This is a genomic window from Bradyrhizobium sp. 41S5 (assembly GCF_011516665.3).
Taxonomy (GTDB): Bacteria; Pseudomonadota; Alphaproteobacteria; order Rhizobiales; family Xanthobacteraceae; genus Bradyrhizobium; species Bradyrhizobium quebecense.
In genome coordinates this window covers 6,473,751-6,492,302 of record NZ_CP083721.1, presented here as the reverse complement: position 1 = coordinate 6,492,302, position 18,552 = coordinate 6,473,751, and the positions used below count along the sequence as shown (strand labels likewise).

26 protein-coding genes and 1 tRNA gene are annotated in these 18,552 nt (G+C 64.4%); 10 read left to right on the top strand and 17 right to left on the bottom strand.

Annotated elements, in window-relative coordinates; all coding sequences use genetic code 11:
• Nucleotides 1–9: 9 nt before the first annotated feature.
• Nucleotides 10–1,176: a toll/interleukin-1 receptor domain-containing protein gene (locus HAP47_RS31205; protein WP_173641276.1), complete on the bottom strand. Its 1,167-nt coding sequence runs from the start codon at nt 1,174–1,176 to the stop codon at nt 10–12.
• 189 nt (nt 1,177–1,365) lie between these two features.
• Between HAP47_RS31205 and HAP47_RS31200 the strand changes: the two genes are divergently transcribed.
• Entirely contained in the window at nt 1,366–2,598 is a 1,233-nt protein-coding gene (locus HAP47_RS31200; RefSeq protein ID WP_173641277.1) for a lytic murein transglycosylase, read from the top strand.
• A gap of 87 nt (nt 2,599–2,685) precedes the next feature.
• Here HAP47_RS31200 and HAP47_RS31195 read toward each other — a convergent pair whose 3' ends face one another.
• Together HAP47_RS31195 and HAP47_RS31190 are read right to left on the bottom strand one after the other, a co-directional pair.
• Nucleotides 2,686–2,970 carry a hypothetical protein gene (locus HAP47_RS31195; RefSeq protein WP_173641278.1) on the bottom strand — a complete coding sequence of 95 codons (285 nt, stop codon included), beginning with the start codon at nt 2,968–2,970 and terminating at the stop codon, nt 2,686–2,688.
• 231 nt (nt 2,971–3,201) lie between these two features.
• Nucleotides 3,202–3,507, bottom strand: a complete 306-nt coding sequence (locus tag HAP47_RS31190) for a hypothetical protein (protein WP_050422015.1) — start codon at nt 3,505–3,507, stop codon at nt 3,202–3,204.
• A gap of 386 nt (nt 3,508–3,893) precedes the next feature.
• On the opposite strand from HAP47_RS31190, the gene HAP47_RS31185 reads away from it, so the two are divergent.
• On the top strand, nt 3,894–4,166 hold the full coding sequence (locus HAP47_RS31185; RefSeq protein WP_173641279.1) for a (2Fe-2S)-binding protein: 273 nt from the start codon (nt 3,894–3,896) through the stop codon (nt 4,164–4,166).
• A gap of 227 nt (nt 4,167–4,393) precedes the next feature.
• Nucleotides 4,394–4,882, top strand: a complete 489-nt coding sequence (bfr, locus tag HAP47_RS31180) for a bacterioferritin (RefSeq protein ID WP_173641280.1) — start codon at nt 4,394–4,396, stop codon at nt 4,880–4,882.
• A 97-nt stretch (nt 4,883–4,979) separates the two neighbouring features.
• Here bfr and HAP47_RS31175 read toward each other — a convergent pair whose 3' ends face one another.
• The 5 genes from HAP47_RS31175 to HAP47_RS31155 form a co-directional block, all read right to left on the bottom strand.
• Nucleotides 4,980–5,405, bottom strand: coding sequence for a hypothetical protein (locus HAP47_RS31175; protein WP_231168489.1), 426 nt, complete (start codon nt 5,403–5,405; stop codon nt 4,980–4,982).
• A 149-nt stretch (nt 5,406–5,554) separates the two neighbouring features.
• Nucleotides 5,555–5,908 carry a hypothetical protein gene (locus HAP47_RS31170; protein ID WP_173641281.1) on the bottom strand — a complete coding sequence of 118 codons (354 nt, stop codon included), beginning with the start codon at nt 5,906–5,908 and terminating at the stop codon, nt 5,555–5,557.
• A 154-nt stretch (nt 5,909–6,062) separates the two neighbouring features.
• Nucleotides 6,063–6,410 (bottom strand): MmcQ/YjbR family DNA-binding protein, encoded by a 348-nt coding sequence (locus HAP47_RS31165; RefSeq protein ID WP_173641282.1) that lies wholly within the window; start codon nt 6,408–6,410, stop codon nt 6,063–6,065.
• 18 nt (nt 6,411–6,428) lie between these two features.
• Nucleotides 6,429–7,490 (bottom strand): alpha/beta fold hydrolase, encoded by a 1,062-nt coding sequence (locus HAP47_RS31160; protein ID WP_173641283.1) that lies wholly within the window; start codon nt 7,488–7,490, stop codon nt 6,429–6,431.
• A gap of 108 nt (nt 7,491–7,598) precedes the next feature.
• The gene (locus HAP47_RS31155; protein WP_173641284.1) at nt 7,599–8,000 is read right to left on the bottom strand and encodes a nuclear transport factor 2 family protein; all 402 of its coding nucleotides are present in this window, start codon (nt 7,998–8,000) and stop codon (nt 7,599–7,601) included.
• 139 nt (nt 8,001–8,139) lie between these two features.
• Here HAP47_RS31155 and HAP47_RS31150 point away from each other — a divergent pair, with 139 nt between their 5' ends.
• A complete protein-coding gene (locus HAP47_RS31150; protein WP_173641285.1) occupies nt 8,140–8,829 on the top strand; it encodes an ArsR/SmtB family transcription factor in 690 nt (229 codons plus the stop codon).
• 15 nt (nt 8,830–8,844) lie between these two features.
• Here HAP47_RS31150 and HAP47_RS31145 read toward each other — a convergent pair whose 3' ends face one another.
• Nucleotides 8,845–9,090, bottom strand: a complete 246-nt coding sequence (locus tag HAP47_RS31145) for a DUF2188 domain-containing protein (RefSeq protein WP_173641286.1) — start codon at nt 9,088–9,090, stop codon at nt 8,845–8,847.
• A gap of 119 nt (nt 9,091–9,209) precedes the next feature.
• Between HAP47_RS31145 and HAP47_RS31140 the strand changes: the two genes are divergently transcribed.
• Together HAP47_RS31140 and HAP47_RS31135 are read left to right on the top strand one after the other, a co-directional pair.
• Complete coding sequence (locus HAP47_RS31140; RefSeq protein WP_173641287.1) at nt 9,210–9,476, top strand: DUF2277 domain-containing protein; 267 nt, start codon at nt 9,210–9,212, stop codon at nt 9,474–9,476.
• A gap of 98 nt (nt 9,477–9,574) precedes the next feature.
• Nucleotides 9,575–9,817 carry a hypothetical protein gene (locus tag HAP47_RS31135; protein ID WP_173641288.1) on the top strand — a complete coding sequence of 81 codons (243 nt, stop codon included), beginning with the start codon at nt 9,575–9,577 and terminating at the stop codon, nt 9,815–9,817.
• Nucleotides 9,818–9,873: 56 nt separating this feature from the next.
• Here HAP47_RS31135 and HAP47_RS31130 read toward each other — a convergent pair whose 3' ends face one another.
• Nucleotides 9,874–10,401 (bottom strand): collagen-like protein, encoded by a 528-nt coding sequence (locus HAP47_RS31130; protein WP_173641289.1) that lies wholly within the window; start codon nt 10,399–10,401, stop codon nt 9,874–9,876.
• A gap of 129 nt (nt 10,402–10,530) precedes the next feature.
• Here HAP47_RS31130 and HAP47_RS31125 point away from each other — a divergent pair, with 129 nt between their 5' ends.
• The gene (locus HAP47_RS31125) at nt 10,531–11,517 is read left to right on the top strand and encodes a hypothetical protein (RefSeq protein WP_231168486.1); all 987 of its coding nucleotides are present in this window, start codon (nt 10,531–10,533) and stop codon (nt 11,515–11,517) included.
• Between the two features lie 3 nt (nt 11,518–11,520).
• Here the strand turns inward: HAP47_RS31125 and HAP47_RS31120 are convergent, their stop codons facing one another.
• Nucleotides 11,521–11,781 carry a helix-turn-helix domain-containing protein gene (locus tag HAP47_RS31120; RefSeq protein WP_021076090.1) on the bottom strand — a complete coding sequence of 87 codons (261 nt, stop codon included), beginning with the start codon at nt 11,779–11,781 and terminating at the stop codon, nt 11,521–11,523.
• A gap of 169 nt (nt 11,782–11,950) precedes the next feature.
• The gene (locus tag HAP47_RS31115; protein ID WP_173641290.1) at nt 11,951–12,718 is read right to left on the bottom strand and encodes an SDR family NAD(P)-dependent oxidoreductase; all 768 of its coding nucleotides are present in this window, start codon (nt 12,716–12,718) and stop codon (nt 11,951–11,953) included.
• Nucleotides 12,719–12,842: 124 nt separating this feature from the next.
• Here HAP47_RS31115 and HAP47_RS31110 point away from each other — a divergent pair, with 124 nt between their 5' ends.
• On the top strand, nt 12,843–13,316 hold the full coding sequence (locus HAP47_RS31110) for a hypothetical protein (protein WP_173641291.1): 474 nt from the start codon (nt 12,843–12,845) through the stop codon (nt 13,314–13,316).
• Nucleotides 13,317–13,403: 87 nt separating this feature from the next.
• Here HAP47_RS31110 and HAP47_RS31105 read toward each other — a convergent pair whose 3' ends face one another.
• Complete coding sequence (locus tag HAP47_RS31105) at nt 13,404–13,658, bottom strand: hypothetical protein (protein WP_173641292.1); 255 nt, start codon at nt 13,656–13,658, stop codon at nt 13,404–13,406.
• A 259-nt stretch (nt 13,659–13,917) separates the two neighbouring features.
• Between HAP47_RS31105 and HAP47_RS31100 the strand changes: the two genes are divergently transcribed.
• A complete protein-coding gene (locus tag HAP47_RS31100; protein WP_173641293.1) occupies nt 13,918–14,358 on the top strand; it encodes a hypothetical protein in 441 nt (146 codons plus the stop codon).
• A 404-nt stretch (nt 14,359–14,762) separates the two neighbouring features.
• Here the strand turns inward: HAP47_RS31100 and HAP47_RS31095 are convergent, their stop codons facing one another.
• The 4 genes from HAP47_RS31095 to HAP47_RS31080 form a co-directional block, all read right to left on the bottom strand.
• On the bottom strand, nt 14,763–15,344 hold the full coding sequence (locus HAP47_RS31095; RefSeq protein ID WP_173641294.1) for a GDP-mannose pyrophosphatase: 582 nt from the start codon (nt 15,342–15,344) through the stop codon (nt 14,763–14,765).
• A gap of 19 nt (nt 15,345–15,363) precedes the next feature.
• Nucleotides 15,364–15,804: a GNAT family acetyltransferase gene (locus HAP47_RS31090; RefSeq protein ID WP_173641295.1), complete on the bottom strand. Its 441-nt coding sequence runs from the start codon at nt 15,802–15,804 to the stop codon at nt 15,364–15,366.
• Between the two features lie 14 nt (nt 15,805–15,818).
• A complete protein-coding gene (locus tag HAP47_RS31085) occupies nt 15,819–17,246 on the bottom strand; it encodes an FAD-binding oxidoreductase (protein WP_173641296.1) in 1,428 nt (475 codons plus the stop codon).
• A 111-nt stretch (nt 17,247–17,357) separates the two neighbouring features.
• Nucleotides 17,358–18,344 (bottom strand): L-threonylcarbamoyladenylate synthase, encoded by a 987-nt coding sequence (locus tag HAP47_RS31080; protein WP_173641297.1) that lies wholly within the window; start codon nt 18,342–18,344, stop codon nt 17,358–17,360.
• A gap of 79 nt (nt 18,345–18,423) precedes the next feature.
• Here HAP47_RS31080 and HAP47_RS31075 point away from each other — a divergent pair.
• Nucleotides 18,424–18,500 (top strand) — tRNA-Pro (locus HAP47_RS31075).
• The last annotated feature ends 52 nt before the right edge of the window (nt 18,501–18,552 follow it).

Below are 18,552 nucleotides of genomic sequence, written 5' to 3'. Positions count from 1 at the left end.
GGCGCGGCGTCATCGCGCCGCGCGCTGGCCGAACAATGCCGGCGCGGTGATCCTGCCCAGCCATTCCGGGATTTCCGCGGCCCCGTGCGGGAATCCGCGCGCCATTGCGAGGATGAATGTGGTCTGCCAGACGCCGAATAGCACCAGCCAGGCCAGCCAGTCCGGGAATTTGACGATCGCGCCGTAAACGGCTCCGGCCGCTATGGCGGCGATCCAGTTCACGACAACGCTGTCGAGCCGCCTGAAGCCGGGATTGGTCAGCAGGACGCCAAGAATTGTGATCGCGCCGCCGACGGCTCCTCCGACGCTGCCGATGACGTAGCCCATGAACGGATTATTGCCGAGCGTGTCCCTGACCTCGGCAGGGGTGCTGGTTGTGTCGGCGGTACCGGCGTCAGCGGCGGCGGTAGCTTTCGAATACTGGCCGAGTGACTGAAGCGTGACGCTGCTGGCATCGTAGGCCGCGACCCACGCCGCTGCCGTCACCGCAACCACCAGTGCCAGCTGGAACCGGTCCTTGACGCCAAAGATAAAGTTGCAGGTCGCGACCACCAATCCAAAAATCACACCGGGGAGGATCGTTATTCCACCGGTCGGCGTCGAATCCACGAAAGAATATTGCAGAACGCTGGTGGCATACCTCACGGTAATGAAGCTGCCGACAACCGAAAAAAGCGCCAGCACGACGAAGGGCAAACTGGATCGGCCGCGCGACTGCGCGCGCTCCGCCGCCAGCATGCGGTCCACCGCGGCCCGCGTCTCGGCCGCGGCACTGCCCTGCGGCTCCAGGATCGTGACCGCCTTGAGATAGGCCGGGACCTGGTCGAGCGGGGTCGGCGCCATCATCACCGGCAGTACGCGTTTGCTCGGGTTCGGCCACCTGGCTCGGGCAAAGGCCAGTTCGCTCAAGGTGTAGCGTCCCTTGGTCACCGATTCCGGGCTGATCAGGAACACCATAAAATCGCTGCTTTCGATGGCTTTTTCGACGCGCGCATCGAAGCTGTCGCCCGGCGGGAGATCGTCGTGCGAAAAGAAGACGTCATGGTCGCAATTGCGCAGGGACTGAGCGATGTTGTCAGCCTGCGATTCCAATTCGGAGGGAAATGACAAAAATATGCGCATGGCAAAACTTACCACCCAGAATTGAATTCTGACATTGTCGAATCCACGTTGCAATGCCTGTTTCCGCTAGTGTGCTGAATGCGAAGTTCGTGCGATTTCGCGGCAGCCGCTTTCACGAACTTCGCATTCATAAGGCACACTAGAATCATAAGTTTGCTAGTGTCCTTATCGAATCCGAAGTTCGCTCCGAAGGTGCGGCGAATGATGCGAACTTCGGATTCGGGACACTAGGTGAGATCGATCATGAAATGGCCAGCCACCATCGTCGCATGCGCGGTGCTGCTGTGTGCGCCGCTGCAACGGCCCGCATCCGCCGCCGACGCCGCGTTCACCCAGTTCATCGCCTCGCTGTGGCCGGAAGCCAGGGCGGCCGGCGTGTCGCGTGAGACGTTCGATCGCGAAACGCGCGGGCTCGAGCCGGACTACAAGCTGCCCGACCTGATCCTGCCCGGACGTCCCAAGACCGGCGCGCCGGCGCAGGCCGAGTTTGTGCAGGTGCCGGCCGACTACATCAAGGAAGCCTCGATCGCGCGGCTCGCCACGGAGGGGCAGCGGCTGCTGCAGAAGTATCGTCCGTCGCTCGACGCGATCGAGAAGCGGTTCGGCGTTCCCCCCACCATCGTGCTGGCGATCTGGGGCCGCGAGACCGACTACGGCCGCTATTCGCTGCCCTACGACGCGCTGCGCGTGGTGGCGACGCAGGCCTATGTCGGCCGGCGCAAGGATCAGTACCGCACCGAGTTCATCCTCGCGCTGAAGATCCTCAGTGAGGGCGCCGTGACGCGCAAGGAGCTGCGCTCATCCTGGGCCGGGGCGACCGGCTACACCCAGTTCCTGCCGTCGGAATATTACAAGCACGGCGTCGACCTCGATGGCGACGGCCGGGTCGACATCTGGCACTCGGTGCCGGACGCGCTCGCTTCCGCCGCGCAGCAGCTTGTCAACAAGGGCTGGCAGCCCGGCGTGCGCTGGGCCTACGAGGTCACAGCACCCGCCAACGCCGATTGCACGATCGGTGTGCCCGAAGTGACAAAACCGATCAGCCAATGGCTGCGGGCAGGCTTCGTGCCGGTGCGCGGGCAGAAGCTCAGCGCCACCGAGCAGGCGCAATCGGCCTCGCTGCTGCAGCCGGAAGGCATTTACGGTCCGGCCTTCCTGACCACGCCGAACTACTTCGTGATCAAGGAGTACAATTTCTCCGATCTCTACGTGCTGTTCGTCGGCCATCTCGCCGACCGCATGACGAGCCCGCAGCCATTCGCGACGCCATGGTCGGCATCGAAGCAGCTGCGCTCGGCCGACGTCGAGGCGATGCAGCAGCAGCTGACGAAGATCGGGCTCTACAGGGACAAGCTCGACGGCAAGGCCGGAATGCAGACCCGCGCCGCGCTGGGCGCCTATCAGAAGCAGGCCGGGCTGAAGGTCGATTGCTGGCCGAGCGAGGCGGTGCTGCGCGCGATGAACGGGCAACGCTGACCTCCGCAAGCCTGCTTGGTGGCGGAAAACAAAAACCCGGCCGCGAGGCCGGGTTTTCGAGGGTGATGCTGAAAGCGTGTCGGTCGATCAGTCGCAAACCTGGATGCGACGGAAGCGCCAGCCGTAGCCGTCCCAGAAGCGCTCACGAACCCAGCGGCACGGAGCTTCTTCGACGTAGGTCGGGGCCGGTGCAACATAGACCGGGGCGGGACGGGCGCCCGCGATCGCACCGCCGAGCAGGGCGCCGCCGATCAGGCCACCGGCAACGCCGGCCGCGATGGCCCCGCCGTCACCAGCCTTGGCAGCCGGAGCAACGGCCAGCGAGCCGGCAATCGTGGTAACGGCGACAAGGGCAGCTAAAGTCTTCTTCATGTCTTTGGCTCTCCTGGAAGATGGTGGCGTCGTGGTTCGGCGCCGGGTTTAGGTGACTCACACGCTGATCTCGCTGTCTTGCTAAACAGCGCAGAACAGTCAACCGAAAGTAAACGTCCGCAGGCTCATCGCGCAGAAAAGCGGTTTTTTCTGGCCTTCTACAGTAGATGTCCCGGAGAAACAGTCGGTTTTCCGGGACATCTGGTTCGAATTAATCGAGATGAACGGCGATCAATCGCAAACCCGCACGCGGCGAACGCGCCAGGTGTAGCCGTCCCAGAACCGCTGGCGCTGCCAGAAGCAATCGGGACCGTAACCGGGCTCGGCGACATAGGCCGGACCGGGCGCGTAGTAGCCATAGCCCGGACCGTAGTAGCCGTTCTGCGAAGCGATCGCGCCGCCGACGATGGCGCCGCCGATCAATCCCGCAGCGACGCCAGCGGCGACACCGCGTTGTGCCTGGGCGGGGGCGGGCACCGCCACGGCCGAAACCGCCAGAGTGGCGGCGGCGCAAAGCGCCAGCAATGTCTTCTTCATGACCTCACCTTTCTCACGGGAGCAGGGACAGCGTACGTTGGCGATCTGTCTCGCCCGAAGGGTTCCATATTCCGCTTGAATGATCAATGAACGACGCCGCCGTATTCGCGTCCAAATGCTTGCAGCTTTTGGCATATCTTGCAACGCACAAGCTTGTCGCCGCGGTGAACCGGTGCTTGTGGCCATGGAAGCCGGGATTTGGCCCGGGAGACCGGCCTGATGGATTCCCTATTCCCGAAAGGCGAGACCGAACGATTTAGATTCATTCCAATATGAATCCCGCATCAGTTTGGAATTGCTACAAGAACGGCTTTTTCCTTTTGCATCCGGGCGGAGCCGACAATATCCATATTGGCGAGCATCACCCGTTGGACCCGCCTCCTCTGATGATTGTCTGTTCCTGTAACGTCCTCAGCGACCACGATGTCCGCAATGCCGTCAATGGCGGCGGGTCTGTGACACGAAATGCCAAGCAGGTGTATGGCTGCCTCGGCTGTAGCGCCGAATGCGGCCGCTGCGCGCGCACCATCAAGGCGATCATCGACGAGGCGCTCGGCCCCTGCGCCAAGGCCTGCTGCTCCGGCTGCCCTCACAGCGGCCATCCGCATGTCGCCAACGAAGACGCCGAGCCGGCCGAATTCGCGCTCGCGGCCTGCTAGGGCCATTTTCGGTTCTGATCGACGCAGAGCCGAAGCTTTCCCGTTTCAGTCCGTTTTCTTTGAGCGATCCGGCTGCCAAGTCGCCGGAAACGCTCGGCCTCCGCAGATCCCCCGAATCCGGTTATCCACGCGCTGCTTCCGCGACGGGTTGCTCTCTCCGGTAATCTGACTTAGAAGCGTTCTAAATTCAGTGCGGGCTATCTTGGCCGCGACAGGTGGAGTGGATCATGCAAGGCGACCCGAAGGTCATCGATTATCTGAACAAGGGGCTGCGCAGCGAACTGACCGCCATCAATCAGTACTGGCTGCACTACCGGATGCTCAACAATTGGGGCCTCCTGGAGATGGCCAAGGTCTGGCGTAAGGAGTCCATCGAGGAGATGGAGCACGCCGACAAATTCGTCGATCGCATCCTGTTCCTCGACGGCTTCCCGAACCTGCAGGTGCTCGATCCCCTGAAGATCGGCCAGGACGTCAAGGAGATCATCGAGTGTGACCTGGCCGCCGAGATCGGCGCCCGCGCGCTCTACCAGGAGGCGGCGACCTACTGCCACGGCGTCAAGGACTATGTCAGCCGCGACCTGTTCGAGAAGCTGATGAAGGACGAGGAAGACCATATCGACTTCCTCGAGACCCAGCTCGACCTGATCAAGCGCATCGGTCTTGAGCTCTACACCCAGAAGCACGTCGGTCATCTGAAGGGCGAGGAGTCCTGATCGGCCGCTTCGCGTTCGGAGAGTGGCTTTCAGAGATGCGAGAGGCCGTCCTTGCGGGCGGCCTCTTTCGTTTTCGCGATCCGGATGAAGCGATCGGTCAGTAGCAGCGGATGATGTTGATGGTGCGATCGCCGCCGCGGCCGGGCACCGTCACGCTCTCGGTGGGGCAGCTCGACACATAAGGGCGATCCGACGGCACCACGGCCGGCGGATACCGATGCGCCCAATCCCAGGGCACGTCCTGGGTGTAGGTGTAGCGAACGTCGTTCGACGCCGGCGCCGGGACCGCGGCGGCGAAGGGAACATCTGCCGCGCCATCATAGTATCCGCCTGCGTCCGGCAACACGATGCCGGGCACGCGCACATGATGACGGAAGGCCGGATGATGGGAGGAAAACGTGCCGCGCGGCGCCGTTCCGGATCTCGCATAGGTTGCGGTCGAGGAAGCAAGCAGCAGCGCTGCAACGCCAAGGGACGCCATCAGCACCCCATATGTTCGATACGCCATTGTTCGATAAGCCATGGCACGCACCAACTCGCGGTTACGGAGCAATTGTGCAAACGCTAGGCCGCGCCTGAGGGCGCCCGCAAACTTATCCTTAATTATTGGTTAAAAGGTAAGGTTAACAGGAGGTATCTGTTTCAAATTGGCGCGATTTGCGTGAGGGCGCGTCAAACCGCGTCCGCCGGAACGAAGCAGCTGATGATGATGTTGCCGCGGTGGTGCACGTACCACACCACGGCCTCGCCGACCGGGTTGCCGCGATCGCGGATGATCGCGCGCTCCGGCACCATCATCCATTCGCCCTCGATCGGCACCCAATAGGTGCCGCCCCGAACGTCATAGCTCGTGCGATGGCCGTCGGAGATATCGCAGCACGGCACGCCGTTGGGCGCGATCACGCTCTTGAACCAGGCGCGGATATCGGGCGGTACGTTGTCGTATTGGCCGTTGTCGAACGCCAGCGCTGCGCCCGCCGTCATGGCGAGCCACGCAAGCACCGCGCCATGCGTGAGCCTTCGCATTGCATCCCTCCGCGACAGCCTTGTGACACGCGCGCAGCGTCCCGCGCGCGAATCCGATGTTTGTGCGATTAGGCCCGAACCGTGCACGAGATGCATGCCCAAAGAATCAGCGAGCCAGCGCTGCTTTCCGTGATGCAGTGCGGGATCACCGCGTTCAGGCTTGCGTCTTCGTGCGCGTCTTCTTCGCAGGCTTTGCCGCGATATTGTCCCGGGCCATTGTGAGCGCGCTACGCAACGTGACCTGATCGGCTTTCGCGAGGCGGACATTGGTGCTGCCGCCCTTGCCCCAGCCGCCCGGCACCGGCCGGAAGATTTCCGGCTCAGCCTCGACGACCATCGCCTGTTGCTCCGGCGTCAGCTTCACCATGCCCCAATCCTTGTCGGGATAGCCGAGCGTTGCGAAGATGCGGTTGCCGACGCGAAAATCGGCGGTGCCGTGATGCGCGCCTTCAATCACCTCGGGCAGGCTCAGCGCGACCTTGCGAAAGCGATTTGCGGACATTGCCTCGATCTCGACCGGCTACATCGTTCGTTGCGGCGCTGTCTGCAGCAGCTCCTGCAATTGCCTGGCATAGAATTTGGCATCGCCGGTCGTGAGGTGGCCGCGTGTTTCGCTGCTCGCGGGGATCAGATCAATCCTGCCGTTCTTGATCCGCTTCACCGCCGCCTCGGTGACGCCGGTCTCCGGCGGATTGCGCTCGTCGTCGGCCGCGTTGATCGCAAGCAGGGTGGCCTCGATCTTCTCCATTCCTGCCGACGGATCGTAGTCGTGCGAGGCCTCCCATTGATAGATGTAATCATTGGCATCTGCAGTGACCGGCAATGCCAGCTGCTCATCGACCATCTTGTCGGCTTGCGGCGCGGACGGCGCCAGCGCCTGATAGCCCAGCGTGCCGCCGGCGCTGGCGAAGCGATAGGCCGCGATGGCGTATTTCATCATCCGCGGCTGGCTCGTGTAGTTGCCGCCACTGTAATCGGGATCGTTGCGGATTGTTTCCAGCATCGTCCGGCGCAGGATCCAGTTGCGTGCCGCCATCGCAGTCGGCTGCGAGGCCATCGGCACCAGGGCGTCCATCATCTGCGGATAGCGCACGCCCCAGATCCAGGTGTGCATGCCGCCCATCGAGTTGCCGATCACCAGCCGCAGGTGCTTGATGCGGAGCCCTTCGGTGACGAGCCGGTACTGTGCATCGACCATGTCGTTGTAGTCGTATTTCGGAAAGCTCGCGCGCATCGCATCCGACGGCTTCGACGATTTGCCGTGGCCGATGCCGTCGGGGATGATGATGTAGTATTTCGCCGCGTCGAGCGGCTGGCCCGGGCCGAACAGCTGACCGGCAAAGGTCGGCGTCAGCATGCTGGCGGCCGAGCCGCCGGAGCCGTGCAGCACCAGCACCGGCTGTCCGGTCGGCGCGCCGACCGTGGTGTAGTGCAGCCGCAGTTCCGGCATCACCTCGCCGCTGTGGAACTTGAAGTCCTTTGCGATCCACTCGCCATCCTGCGGCGCGGGATAATCTGCGGCCATGGCAGGTACCGACATCGAGACGAAGGCGGCCAGAAGCGCCGCGCACAAACGGATCATGGTGCTTCTCCCCACCCGCGGCGCGCTTGTCCAGCCGCGTCGACGCAAGCCTAGCATGATGGAAAGGCGTTGTCCGAGCGCTGCGCCGCGCGGCTGGCGAAGATGTGTTCAACTCGTCCTCAGCACGTTGAGCGCATACCATCCCCAATAGACACGGTGACGCTGGATCAGGCCGTTCTCGATCTCCATGACCTCGACGAGATCCATCTGGTCGCCGTCCGGAGACTGGCGCGGATATTCCCAGGTGAGAATTCGGCCGTCGCTGAAGAAACCCTGTTTGAAGCGCCGCCGCTGCGGCGGGTTGGTGCGGAACACGCGCGTGATGAACTCGCGCAGCGCGGCGCGGCCCTGGACGATCCCGTCCGCGGTCTGCATCAGGTGCTGAACCAGCGGGCTTTCGATCGAGGCATCGGGCGCGTAAAGCGCCAGCGCCGCCTCGAGGTCCTTGTTGCCGAGGGCCTCGTCCCAGAGCCTGTAGATGCGTTCAGCGTCGGAATTGTTGGCTGTCATGATTGTTCCCTTGCGTTTCGTCTGATGGCACCGATTTGAGCGGAAGAGGCTGCCGCGACGTTTCAGGAAAAACTGAAATGAGTTTCACGGCCCGGCGAATGCGGCTAGGACGTTGTTGCGCGATCCGGAGGACGATGCGGTGAGATCATCCCAATCCGTGCAGACGGGATTTTCGCGGATCGCCGAGGCATTGGGCGATCCGGTGCGCGAGGCCATGGTCAGCGCGCTGGCCGACGGCAAGGCGCTGCCGGCGGGCGAGCTTGCCGCGGTGGCCGGCATTTCGCCGCAAGGCGCCAGTGCGCATCTGCAGAAGCTGGTGGATGCGCGCGTGCTGTCGGTGTGGGCACAGGGCAGGTTCAGATATTACCGGATCAGGGACGACGACGTCGCGGCGCTGATCGAGAGCCTGGTCGATCTTGCGGCGAAAGCCACGGCCGGGCGCAAGCGTGCGATGCCGGCCGAGCAGCTCAGGCAATCGCGCACCTGCTACCATCATCTGGCGGGCCAGCTCGGCGTGCTGCTGTCGAATGCGCTGGTGCGGCGCCGCCTTGTCGTCATCGACGGGCGCGATGGTCGCGTGACGGAGCAGGGGCTGGCTTGGTGCAGCGCCGAGGAGATCGATTTCGATCCGGCGCGGCAGCCGCATCTGCGGCTCTGCAATGACTGGACCGAGCGCGTGCCGCATCTCGCAGGTCCGTTCGCCAATGCCGTGCTGGCGCGGCTGGTCGCAATGCGCGGCGTTGCGCCGTATCGGATTCCGCGCGCGTTGCGGATCACCGACCGGGGGCGGGCGTTCTTCGACCGGCTCGGCGTCGAGGTTCCATTCTGACGCCGCGAGACTGTGCTAGCGGCCGTCCTCGACCTCGGTCTCCGGGCGGTCATTGCCGGAGGCGGTTTCGGTCAGCCATTTGCCGTCCGACGTCTCGTACTGGATCGCCTCGGTGCGCCCGGGAACGCGCTGCTCGTTGGCGGCGCGCCGGGCGGCGGCAAGCGCCGCGGCGTGGGTTGGAAACGGCTCCGAGAACACCCCGTCGACGGTATAGGCCCAGCCGCCGTCGTGCTGGACCACCTTGTAGATCACGTGGCTCATCCGGAACCTCGTTTCCGCAGTGGACGATGAGGCTGCCAGAATAGACCACGATGTCGTATTTTGCAGCAGCCGATCGTCTTTGACACGCAAGCCCCGAGATGCGGGCGAGGGAGACCGACATGTGCCGCAATATCAAGACGCTGTTCAACTTCGAGCCGCCCGCCACCGAGGACGAGATCCACGCCTCGGCGCTGCAATTCGTGCGCAAACTGTCCGGCTTCAACAAGCCGTCTCAGGCCAATGAGGCCGCCTTCAACCTTGCCGTGGCGGAGGTTTCCGGTGCTGCGCGAAAACTCCTGATCTCGTTGCAGACCACGTCGCCGGCGCGCGATCGCGAGGTCGAGGCGGAGAAGGCGAGGGAGCGTTCGCGGCTGCGGTTCGGCTGAGGCCAGGCTGAGGCTCGCGCATTCCGTGATGCAGGTCACGGTATGGCGCACTGCCCGCGGGCACTATGGCCGTTCACCCCGGTCCCGGAGCAATCGCCATGAAGCCTGCAGCCCTGCTCAAATTCTGTTCGATTGCGTTCGCCGTGCTCTGGACCTGCGGCATGCTGTGGTCGAGCGGCACGATCGACCTCGCCAACGTCATCATCCTGTCGGCCTGCGGGGCGTTCGCGGGTGTTGCCTGGTACTACGCGATGCGCTGGGTCTTCCAGTTCATGCAGCTTGCCCGGCCGTCCGATCCTCCGGCCAAGCCGGGGCGGAGCGCTGAGCATCGAGCGCGGTGAGCATCGAGCGCGACACGGACTCAGCTGGCCGAGTCGCTCCGTGAGGACAAGAAGGGTTACTTCTTGTCCTTCTTGCGGTGCTTCTTCTTCTTCTTGTGATCGTCGTCCTCGTCGTCACCGTCAGCGAAATCGATCGCGTCGACGTCAAGGGCGATCGCCTCCGCCGCCGCGCGCTCGGCGGCATCGCGTTCGGCGAGCTCTGCGGCTTCACGCTCCTTGGTGCGCTTGTAGTCTTCCCAGGCGTCGAAGATCATGTGCAGCCACGGCATCACCTGCTCGATCGATGGCAATTGGCCGGGTGGGCCGGGTTCACCGCGCGGGCCGGCGGGACCTTGCGGTCCCTGTGGACCAGCCTCGCCGCGCGGCCCCTGCACGCCAGCCTTGCCCTGCGCTCCCGGCTTGCCCTGGGGACCTGCCTTTCCGACCGCGCCCGCCTTGCCCTGCGGACCCGGCTTGCCACGCGGACCTTCCGGCCCGGGCCGTCCCGGATGCCCCTGCGGTCCGGGCTTTCCCGGCTCGCCCTGACGGCCCTGCGGCCCCTGTGGTCCCCGTTGCCCCTGGCGGGAAGTTGTCTCGTCAGCCACTGATATGCTCCGTCGCGAATTGAAGCCGCTTGTAACAGAGGTTGGAGGACGGCTTCAATTCTGCCTGCCGGCACCGATGCAAGCGATCAACAGTCATAATTCCATGCGCATGTGACAACGGAGGGCGTGTTGCGGGTTCTGGACGGCATGTACCGCGAAGGCGCGAGCGAACCGCAATCGCTCGACATCGTCGTGACGCGACACGATGTGCGCGACGAAGCGGCCTTTCGCAGCACGGGCGTGCTCGAGCTCTATGAAGAGCTGTTTCCCGCAAGCGAGCGCGACAGCCCTGACGACATTGTGCGCTGGCTGTTGTCGGATGATGTCGGCGAGCGGCGACGCTTCAGCGTCGGCGGCCACGAGATGTCCTATCGTCTCGACTCGCGCTGGTTCATCCTGCGCGCCGGCGCCGGGTGCGCGGTCGGGCTCGGCTTCTTCACCTACGATCACGCAAGCGACCTGATCTTTTGCAACCATGTCGGCATCGCGAAGGCATGGCGCGGCGGCGGCCTGGCGCGCGCGTTCTATCGCGAGATGGTCGCCATGCTCGATGCGCTGTTTCCGAACAATATCGGCGTGGTGCTCGAGGTCGAGCCATTCGATCGCGATCGTTTGGCCGCGATCATCGCCGATCTCGAGCGGACCGGCAGGCAGCAACTCGCGGCGGATGAGCGGGACGAGATCCGCCGATTGCTGCGCGCAAGCTGGTACCACAAGCTCGACTATTCCGTGTTCTGCGACGCGCGCACGATGCGGCCACTCGTGTGCCGCTCGCCATGTCTTGATCCGACTCCGCCGTTATCGGGTTGGGCAAATGGAGAGGAAAACTACTGGCTGATGTGGCGGGCGCGGACCGGCGCGCCCTCAGCGGCGTTGCGCGCAGGTCAGCTCTGGCACAAGGCTGCCACCGCAATCTATGTCGAGATCCTCGCAAAATCCCTGGTCGCGGCGGATCCGAACGGCCGGCGCGGCTATTGGGACTATGCGACCGCACTGGTGGCCGGGACGCTGCAACGGACTGCGGTTGCCGACGTGCGTCTCGCACGCTGCCTCGATGACGATGACAGCGCGTTGCTGTCGCGCTGGGGGCGCCTTGCGATCGATCTGCCGATCTGACCCCTACGCCGCGGCGTGCTCGCTGTGCGGCACGTCGATGCCGTCGGCCGAATATTCGCGGATCTTGTTCCGCAACGTCCGCACCGACAGTCCGAGCACGCGCGCGGCACGGGTGCGGTTGCCGTCGCAGCGTGCGAGCGTTTGCAGTACCAGTTCCCGCTCGACTTCATCGACGGTCGCGCCGATCAGCAGCGGGACGATTTCATTTGGAGCCAGCGACGGCAGCAGTGCTTCCGGCGACGGTACGGTGGACGCGTAAGACATGAACTCCTCCCGATCAACGCCCGCCTCGTCGATGAGGCGGAGACATCGAGAACCAACTACCCCGTAGATCCACGGTGTGCCGGTTTGGTTAACAATTCCTTAACGCGCCCCTAACTCCCTGCTTTGTAAACAAAATACCCAGAAATCGCCACGATTGCGGTTCCATCCGTCACAGTGTCCGGTAGCCGCCATCGACCATCACGATCGATCCCGAGACATAGGCCGAGAGGTCCGAGGCGAGGAAGATCGCGGGGCCGACGATGTCCTCGGGCTTGCCGGCGCGGCCGAGCGGGGTGTGGTCCATGAAGACCTTCACGAGGTCGGGATTGGAGGCGCGCACCTTCTCGTTCAGCGGCGTCTCGATGAAGCCGGGGCCGATCGCGTTGACGCGCACGCCGTCCTTGCCGAGCTCGGCGGCCAATGCCTTGGTGAAGCCGAGCACGCCGTGCTTGGAGGCGGTGTAGGCCGGCGAGCTCGGCGTGCGCAGATGCACGAAGGACTGGATCGAACCGATATTGACGATGCGTCCCTTGTTCTTGCGCAGCGGTGCGAGGAAGGAATGCGTCACGTTGAAGACGCCGGTGAGATTGATCGAGATGATGTCTTCCCAATCCTTGATCACGGCCTCCTCAGTGCCGAGCATGCCGTTGCGGCGCGCGATGCCGGCATTGTTGACCAGGATCGAGACAGGTCCGACCTTGTCGGCGATTTGCTTTGCCATCGCGATGCAGGCGTCGAGATTGGTTACGTCGAGCGCAAAGCTCTCCGCCTTGCCGCCGGCGTTTCGGATCTCCTTGGCCGCTTCCGCCGCCGCATCGCCGTTCATGTCGAGCAGCACCACGCGCGCACCCTCGCGGCCGTACCCCGCGGCGATGGCACGGCCGATGCCCGAGCCTGCACCCGTGATGACGGCGATGTGATTGTCGAGAAGGGCCATGGTGTTTCCTCGTTCTGATTTATGAGCGTTGTCGACAACACTATTCAAAACTGCGCCAACCGAAACGCCAAGCCGCGTTTGCGCGTTGCTGTTATCCGGATTCGGATGACAGTACGGACCGATCATGGACCCGCATATCAGACATTGGAAAGGTGCAATCGCGCGCTTCTGCGCGGCGCCTGATCCCGACTATAGCGAAATGGCCAGAATGATCGCCGAGATCGCCACGACGGACATCGACGAAACGCTGCGGCATGCGGCCGCGCAGGTGCTGCCGATCCTGCGCCAGGCGGCGCTGAAATCGGCCGACCGCTGCACCAGATCGATGGCGCTGCGCCGTCTCGGCATCGTCAGCGATGCGCTGCACATGCTGTCCGCGCCGCAGTTCGGCCGGCGTGGCTTGACGCCGAAGGCGCTGACGCAGGAAGAGCGCTACCGGCAATTGCTCGGCCTGCCGTTCGGCCGCCGCCTCGCCGCGACCGAGGTCCACCAGGCGTTCAAGCGCGCCGCCAAGACGGTGCATCCCGACGGCGGCGGCAACGGCCCGGCATTCCTCGAACTCGCCGCTGCGCGTGACGCGCTGATCAAGCATCACTGACGCGCGATGGCGTTACGGCCTGACAGCACAAGGGCGGACGCCGCGTTGTTGCCGCGTGTCTGCCCTGTGCGTGATCGGGGGCGGCGCTCAGAACGAGCAGGTGCCGTTGTTGAGGAGGCCGGTCTTGTAGCTGAACGCGGCGTCGAAGGTCGGCAGCTCCTCGCTGACGACGGCGAAGTTCGCCGGCCACGGCGTGGTCGGAATGCTCTGGTCCCAGATCTGACAGAAGCCGGTATCTTGCCAACGGATCAGATGATAGGGCGTGGCGCTGGCCGGGCTTGCCGCGGCAAGCATGGACACAGTGACGGCCATGGCGACACAGGCGATCGCAAGACGACGCATGGAAAATCTCCGGTTTGAAAAAGTGAACGCTCCGCGGAGAAATCCTGGAGCTCAGGGGCCGATCCCCCCGGACATGCAGTGAGTGTTACAACCCCGGGAATAGGTTCAACGCCGCTTGCGCGGACATTCCCGTCACCAATGGACGCCTGCTGTGCCAAATTGCGCCTGACGACGCGCTTGCTACAGTCGGTGCATTGCGATTCGTGCCCGCGTCGCGACGCGAGCAAATCGACGTGAGCCAATCCCGGGGAGACCGCAAATGAAGCTTTCATCCACCTTTCGCGCCGCGCTGGTCGCACTGATGGCCTTCACCGGCCTCGCGGTCTCCACCGCCGCGCGCGCCGACAGCGGCTTCGTGACGCTCACGATCTACAAGGCCGGATGGTTCATCGGCGGCTCCGGCGGCAGCGGCGTGCTGACGTTCCGCGGCCGCTCCTATCGGCTGTCCACCGGCGGTCTCGACTACGGCCTGGTGTTCGGCGGCTCCAAGACCGTGCTGCGCGGCCGCGTCAGCAACATCAACCGCCCGTCCGACGTTGCCGGCGTCTATGGCGCGGCGGGCGCCGGGCTTGCCCTCGGCCGCGGTGCGCGCGCGATCGTGCTGACCAATCAGAAGGGCGCGGTGCTTGAACTGACCGGCCACCAGGTCGGCCTGATGGCCAACGCCGATCTGAGCGGACTTGCGATCACGATGCGGTAGCGCGTTTTGTCCAAGCTATCCCCGTCACCCTGAGGTGCGAGCACTTGCGAGCCTCGAAGGATGCACGGCCCGGCTGGTGGCCGATTCATCCTTCGAGGCTCGCCGAAGAGGCTCGCACCTCAGGATGACGGGGCTAGAGCATTATCGAGCGAAGTGGCTACCGGCTTCGCGTGAAATAAAGCGTCAAAAGAGGAATCGAGAGCCGCGTTCCGATCCCGTCGGAACGAAACGGCTCTAGCGGGCAGTGTGTGCGCCTGCATGATTTCGGAATATTAGAATCGTAGCCGTGAGTTGCCCGACGTGTCAAGTGGCCTGGTCGAACGCCGGCCGCTGCTGGCTCCTTTGCATGGGGTTGTTTTCGAGAATTTGGCAACGCACCTCCCTGCGCGTGACCGCGGCGGTGCTTACCTGAACAGATGCAGCGCTGCGTACTGCAGCAGCATGATGGTCTTGCCGTCGACGATACGGCCGTCGCTGATCATGGCGAGCGCGTCGTCGATCGCAAGCTCCAGCACCTCGATGTCCTCGCCCTCGTCCGCGAGCCCGCCGCCATCACTGACGCGCATCGCGGCGTCGTATTCGGCGACGAAGAAATGCAGCTTCTCGGTTACCGCGCCCGGCGTCATGAAGGCTTCGAACACCTTGCGCACATGCGCGAGCCGGTAGCCGATCTCTTCCTCCGCCTCGGCACGAATGCGTGCTTCCGGCGCGGCATCGTCGAGCATGCCGGCGGCGGCCTCGATCAGGAGATCGTCATAGCCGTTGGCGAACGCGGGGTAGCGGAACTGGCGCACCAGCACCACGGTGCGGGTCTTGAGATTGTAAGGCAGTAGCGTGGCGCCGTTGCCGCGGTCGTAGACCTCGCGCACCTGGGTCTGCCATTCGCCATTGCTGCGGCGGTAGTCGAAGGTCGCGCTCTTCAGCTCGTAGCGGCGCTTCGACAGCAGCTGGACGTCCCTGACGCGGACGCGGTCGGCGATGCTCATGCGTCGATCCTCAACTCTGTCACGGCGTGGCTTCGCGACCGTCGAGCCATTTGGCCAGCATCACCGAAGTCGATTCCTCATAGCCGAGCGATTGGTAGAATGCGCCGGCCTTGGCGTTCTCCCGGCGCACCAGCAATTGCAGCTTCGGCACTCCGGCGTTGCGCAGCCAGTCCTCAGCCGCCGCCATCATGGCGCGGCCAAGCCCCTTGCCCTGGCGGTTGGGATCGACAGCGACGTAGTAGACCCAGCCGCGATGGCCGTCATGACCGACCATCGCGGATGCGACGATCGCGTCCGAGTTGCGGCCGACCAGTACGGCCGAGTTCGGTCCGCGCCGCGCCAGTGCGATGTCGGCAGCCGGATCGTTCCACGGCCGGGTCAGGCCGCACGCCTGCCATAGCGCGACGACAGCGGCGACGTCGGCGTCGGTGATCTCTGCAATGGCGAGAGAGGAGGGCATTGTCGCCTGCACGGTCACAGCACCTTGCCCGGGTTCATGATGCCGAGCGGATCGAGCATCGCCTTGACCTGCCGCATCAGCTCGATCGCGACCTTGTCCTTGACGTCAGGCAGCTCGTCGCGCTTGAGCACGCCGATGCCGTGCTCCGCCGAGATCGAGCCGCCCATCCGCAGCACGATCTCGAACACCACGGCGTTGACGTCGTGCCAGCGCGCCAGGAAGTCGGCGGCATTGGCGCCGACCGGCTGGCTGACATTGTAGTGGATGTTGCCGTCGCCGAGATGGCCGAACGGCACCGGCCGCGCGCCCGGGATCAGCTTCACGACCGCCGCATTGGCCTCTGCGATGAAGGCGGGAACGGCTGCGACCGGCACCGAGATGTCGTGCTTGATCGAACCGCCCTCCGGCTTCTGCGCCGCCGACATCTCGTCGCGCAGCTTCCAGAACGCCTGGCGTTGGCTCAGATTGGCGGCGATGACCGCGTCGTCGACGATGCCGTCTTCCATGCCCTGGGCGAGGATCGCCTCCAGCGCATCGCGGGCGTCGTCGCGCGACGACGACAATTCCATCAGCACGTACCAGGGGTGCTTGCTCTCCAGCGGATCGCGGATATCGATGCCGTGGCGGATCGAGAAATCGACCGCGATGTCGGCGAGCAGCTCAAAGCTCGTCAGGCTGCCCGCCGCCTCGTTGCGCGAGATCGACAGCAGCTTGAGTGCGGCCGCGGGCGACTTCAGGCCGACATAGGCGGTCTCGACCGCACGCGGCCGCGGAAACAGCCTCAGCGTTGCCGCGGTGATGATGCCGAGCGTGCCTTCGGCACCGATGAAGAGGTTGCGCAGGTCGTAGCCGGTGTTGTCCTTCTTCAGCTTGGACAGAGCGTTGAGCACGCGGCCATCCGCGAGCACGACCTCGACGCCGAGGGCCATCTCGCGCGCCACGCCATAGGCGAGCGCTCCGGTGCCGCCGGCATTGGTCGAGAGGTTGCCGCCGATGGTGCAGCTGCCTTCGGCGCCGAGCGACAGCGGGAACAGCCGGTCGACGTCGGCTGCCTTCTGCTGCGCGATTTGCAGCACCACGCCGGCCTCGCAGGTCATGGTGTTGGATTCGACATCGATGTCGCGGATCTTGTCGAGCCGCCGCAGCGACACCACGACCTCGCCATTGTGCGGCGTCTGGCCGCCGACCAGGCCGGTATTGCCGCCCTGCGGCACCAGCGCGATCCTGTGCTCGCTCGCAAGCTTGCAGATCGCAGCGACTTCGGCGGTCGAGCCCGGGCGCAGCACGAGCGGCGAGCGGCCGTGAAACAGGTCGCGCTCCTCGGTGACGTAAGGCTCGATGTCGGCGGCATCGGTCACGGCATACTTGTCGCCGACGATGGCGCGGAATCTTGCAAGCAATTCGGGCGGAAGCGGCGGCACCGCTGATTGGACGATGTTCATTTTTTCTTGGTCTTTCACTCAGTCGGGATCTTTATCGAGGCATGACCTCTGCGCAAACGCGTGGCGTTTGTCGCGGCGAAAACCGGCTCGCACCTTTCCGGGTCATGCTTGTTACCGCCCAACCGCTGCGCGGCGCAGCCGGTCATTGATGGCTTCGCCGAGCCCGTCCTCGGGAATGGGCATCACGGCGATAGCATCTGCGTTTCTCGTGTCGAGCGTGCGAAGGTAGCCGAACAGATTGGCGGCGGCCTCGGCGAGATCGCCGCGCTCGGACAGGTTCATCTCCACGGACGCGCATTCGCGCCGCCCGACCTTGACCGGCCCGAACGCCAGCAAGGCTTCACCGACATGGACATCGCTCGCATTGAGCCGGACCGGTGTCCGCGGTGCATAATGTGACGCGAGCATGCCCGGGGCGATCGGCTGGGCGTCGCCTTCCGCATCGGGCGGCGGCGATTGCAGCGGATGGCCGAGCACGCGCTCGATCTCGGCGCGCGTCAGCCCGCCCGGCCGCAGCAGCACGGGATCGGAGAAGCAGCCGACGATGGTGGATTCGACGCCGACCTCGACCGGGCCGCCGTCGACGATCAGGTCGATCCGGCCCGCCAGATCGCCGTTCACATGCTCGGCTGTGGTTGGCGAGACATGGCCGGAGAGATTGGCCGACGGCGCTACCACTGCACCGCCGAACGCCTTGATGATGTCGCGCGCCACCTTGTGGGCCGGAATCCGTATAGCGACCGTATCGAGCCCGGCGGTTGCGAGCTCGGCGACCGGGCAGGAGAGCGCCTTCGGCAGCACCAGGGTGAGGGGACCGGGCCAGAACGCTTCCGCCAGTCGCAACGCCTGCCCATCGAACAGAGCGATCCGGCGCGCGGCGCCGAGATCGGCGACATGGGCGATCAGTGGATTGAAGGCCGGCCGGCCCTTGGCCTGGTAGAGCCGGGCGATCGCGGCGGCGTTGCCGGCGTCGGCGCCGAGGCCATAAACCGTCTCGGTCGGAAACGCCACCAACCCGCCCTCGGCCAGAACCCCGGCCGCGGTCGCCGTGGCGGCGGCGCCGGCGGGCAAAATGTGCGTTTTCAGGCCTGTATCCACTGTGACTAGATTCCTCAATTCGGTGCCTTGTGGTCCCTTGCGGTCCCCGAAACCCGACGCTATAAGCCGGCCTCTTAGTCGGAGTGTGGCTCAGCCCGGTAGAGCACTGCGTTCGGGACGCAGGGGTCGCAGGTTCGAATCCTGCCACTCCGACCATTCTTTCAAGCACTTATAGTTTCTGTGTTTTTTGTGCGCAACGAAATGCGCA

What these genes read in the sequence shown, in the direction of transcription:
- HAP47_RS31200 (WP_173641277.1), top strand. Translation starts at nt 1,366, where the DNA reads ATGAAATGGCCAGCCACCATCGTCGCATGCGCGGTGCTGCTGTGTGCG.
- HAP47_RS31195 (WP_173641278.1), bottom strand. Translation starts at nt 2,970, where the DNA reads ATGAAGAAGACTTTAGCTGCCCTTGTCGCCGTTACCACGATTGCCGGC.
- HAP47_RS31190 (WP_050422015.1), bottom strand. Translation starts at nt 3,507, where the DNA reads ATGAAGAAGACATTGCTGGCGCTTTGCGCCGCCGCCACTCTGGCGGTT.
- HAP47_RS31185 (WP_173641279.1), top strand. Translation starts at nt 3,894, where the DNA reads ATGATTGTCTGTTCCTGTAACGTCCTCAGCGACCACGATGTCCGCAAT.
- bfr (WP_173641280.1), top strand. Translation starts at nt 4,394, where the DNA reads ATGCAAGGCGACCCGAAGGTCATCGATTATCTGAACAAGGGGCTGCGC.
- HAP47_RS31175 (WP_231168489.1), bottom strand. Translation starts at nt 5,405, where the DNA reads ATGGCTTATCGAACAATGGCGTATCGAACATATGGGGTGCTGATGGCG.
- HAP47_RS31170 (WP_173641281.1), bottom strand. Translation starts at nt 5,908, where the DNA reads ATGCGAAGGCTCACGCATGGCGCGGTGCTTGCGTGGCTCGCCATGACG.
- HAP47_RS31165 (WP_173641282.1), bottom strand. Translation starts at nt 6,410, where the DNA reads ATGTCCGCAAATCGCTTTCGCAAGGTCGCGCTGAGCCTGCCCGAGGTG.
- HAP47_RS31160 (WP_173641283.1), bottom strand. Translation starts at nt 7,490, where the DNA reads ATGATCCGTTTGTGCGCGGCGCTTCTGGCCGCCTTCGTCTCGATGTCG.
- HAP47_RS31155 (WP_173641284.1), bottom strand. Translation starts at nt 8,000, where the DNA reads ATGACAGCCAACAATTCCGACGCTGAACGCATCTACAGGCTCTGGGAC.
- HAP47_RS31145 (WP_173641286.1), bottom strand. Translation starts at nt 9,090, where the DNA reads ATGAGCCACGTGATCTACAAGGTGGTCCAGCACGACGGCGGCTGGGCC.
- HAP47_RS31140 (WP_173641287.1), top strand. Translation starts at nt 9,210, where the DNA reads ATGTGCCGCAATATCAAGACGCTGTTCAACTTCGAGCCGCCCGCCACC.
- HAP47_RS31135 (WP_173641288.1), top strand. Translation starts at nt 9,575, where the DNA reads ATGAAGCCTGCAGCCCTGCTCAAATTCTGTTCGATTGCGTTCGCCGTG.
- HAP47_RS31120 (WP_021076090.1), bottom strand. Translation starts at nt 11,781, where the DNA reads ATGTCTTACGCGTCCACCGTACCGTCGCCGGAAGCACTGCTGCCGTCG.
- HAP47_RS31115 (WP_173641290.1), bottom strand. Translation starts at nt 12,718, where the DNA reads ATGGCCCTTCTCGACAATCACATCGCCGTCATCACGGGTGCAGGCTCG.
- HAP47_RS31110 (WP_173641291.1), top strand. Translation starts at nt 12,843, where the DNA reads ATGGACCCGCATATCAGACATTGGAAAGGTGCAATCGCGCGCTTCTGC.
- HAP47_RS31105 (WP_173641292.1), bottom strand. Translation starts at nt 13,658, where the DNA reads ATGCGTCGTCTTGCGATCGCCTGTGTCGCCATGGCCGTCACTGTGTCC.
- HAP47_RS31100 (WP_173641293.1), top strand. Translation starts at nt 13,918, where the DNA reads ATGAAGCTTTCATCCACCTTTCGCGCCGCGCTGGTCGCACTGATGGCC.
- HAP47_RS31095 (WP_173641294.1), bottom strand. Translation starts at nt 15,344, where the DNA reads ATGAGCATCGCCGACCGCGTCCGCGTCAGGGACGTCCAGCTGCTGTCG.
- HAP47_RS31090 (WP_173641295.1), bottom strand. Translation starts at nt 15,804, where the DNA reads ATGCCCTCCTCTCTCGCCATTGCAGAGATCACCGACGCCGACGTCGCC.
- HAP47_RS31085 (WP_173641296.1), bottom strand. Translation starts at nt 17,246, where the DNA reads ATGAACATCGTCCAATCAGCGGTGCCGCCGCTTCCGCCCGAATTGCTT.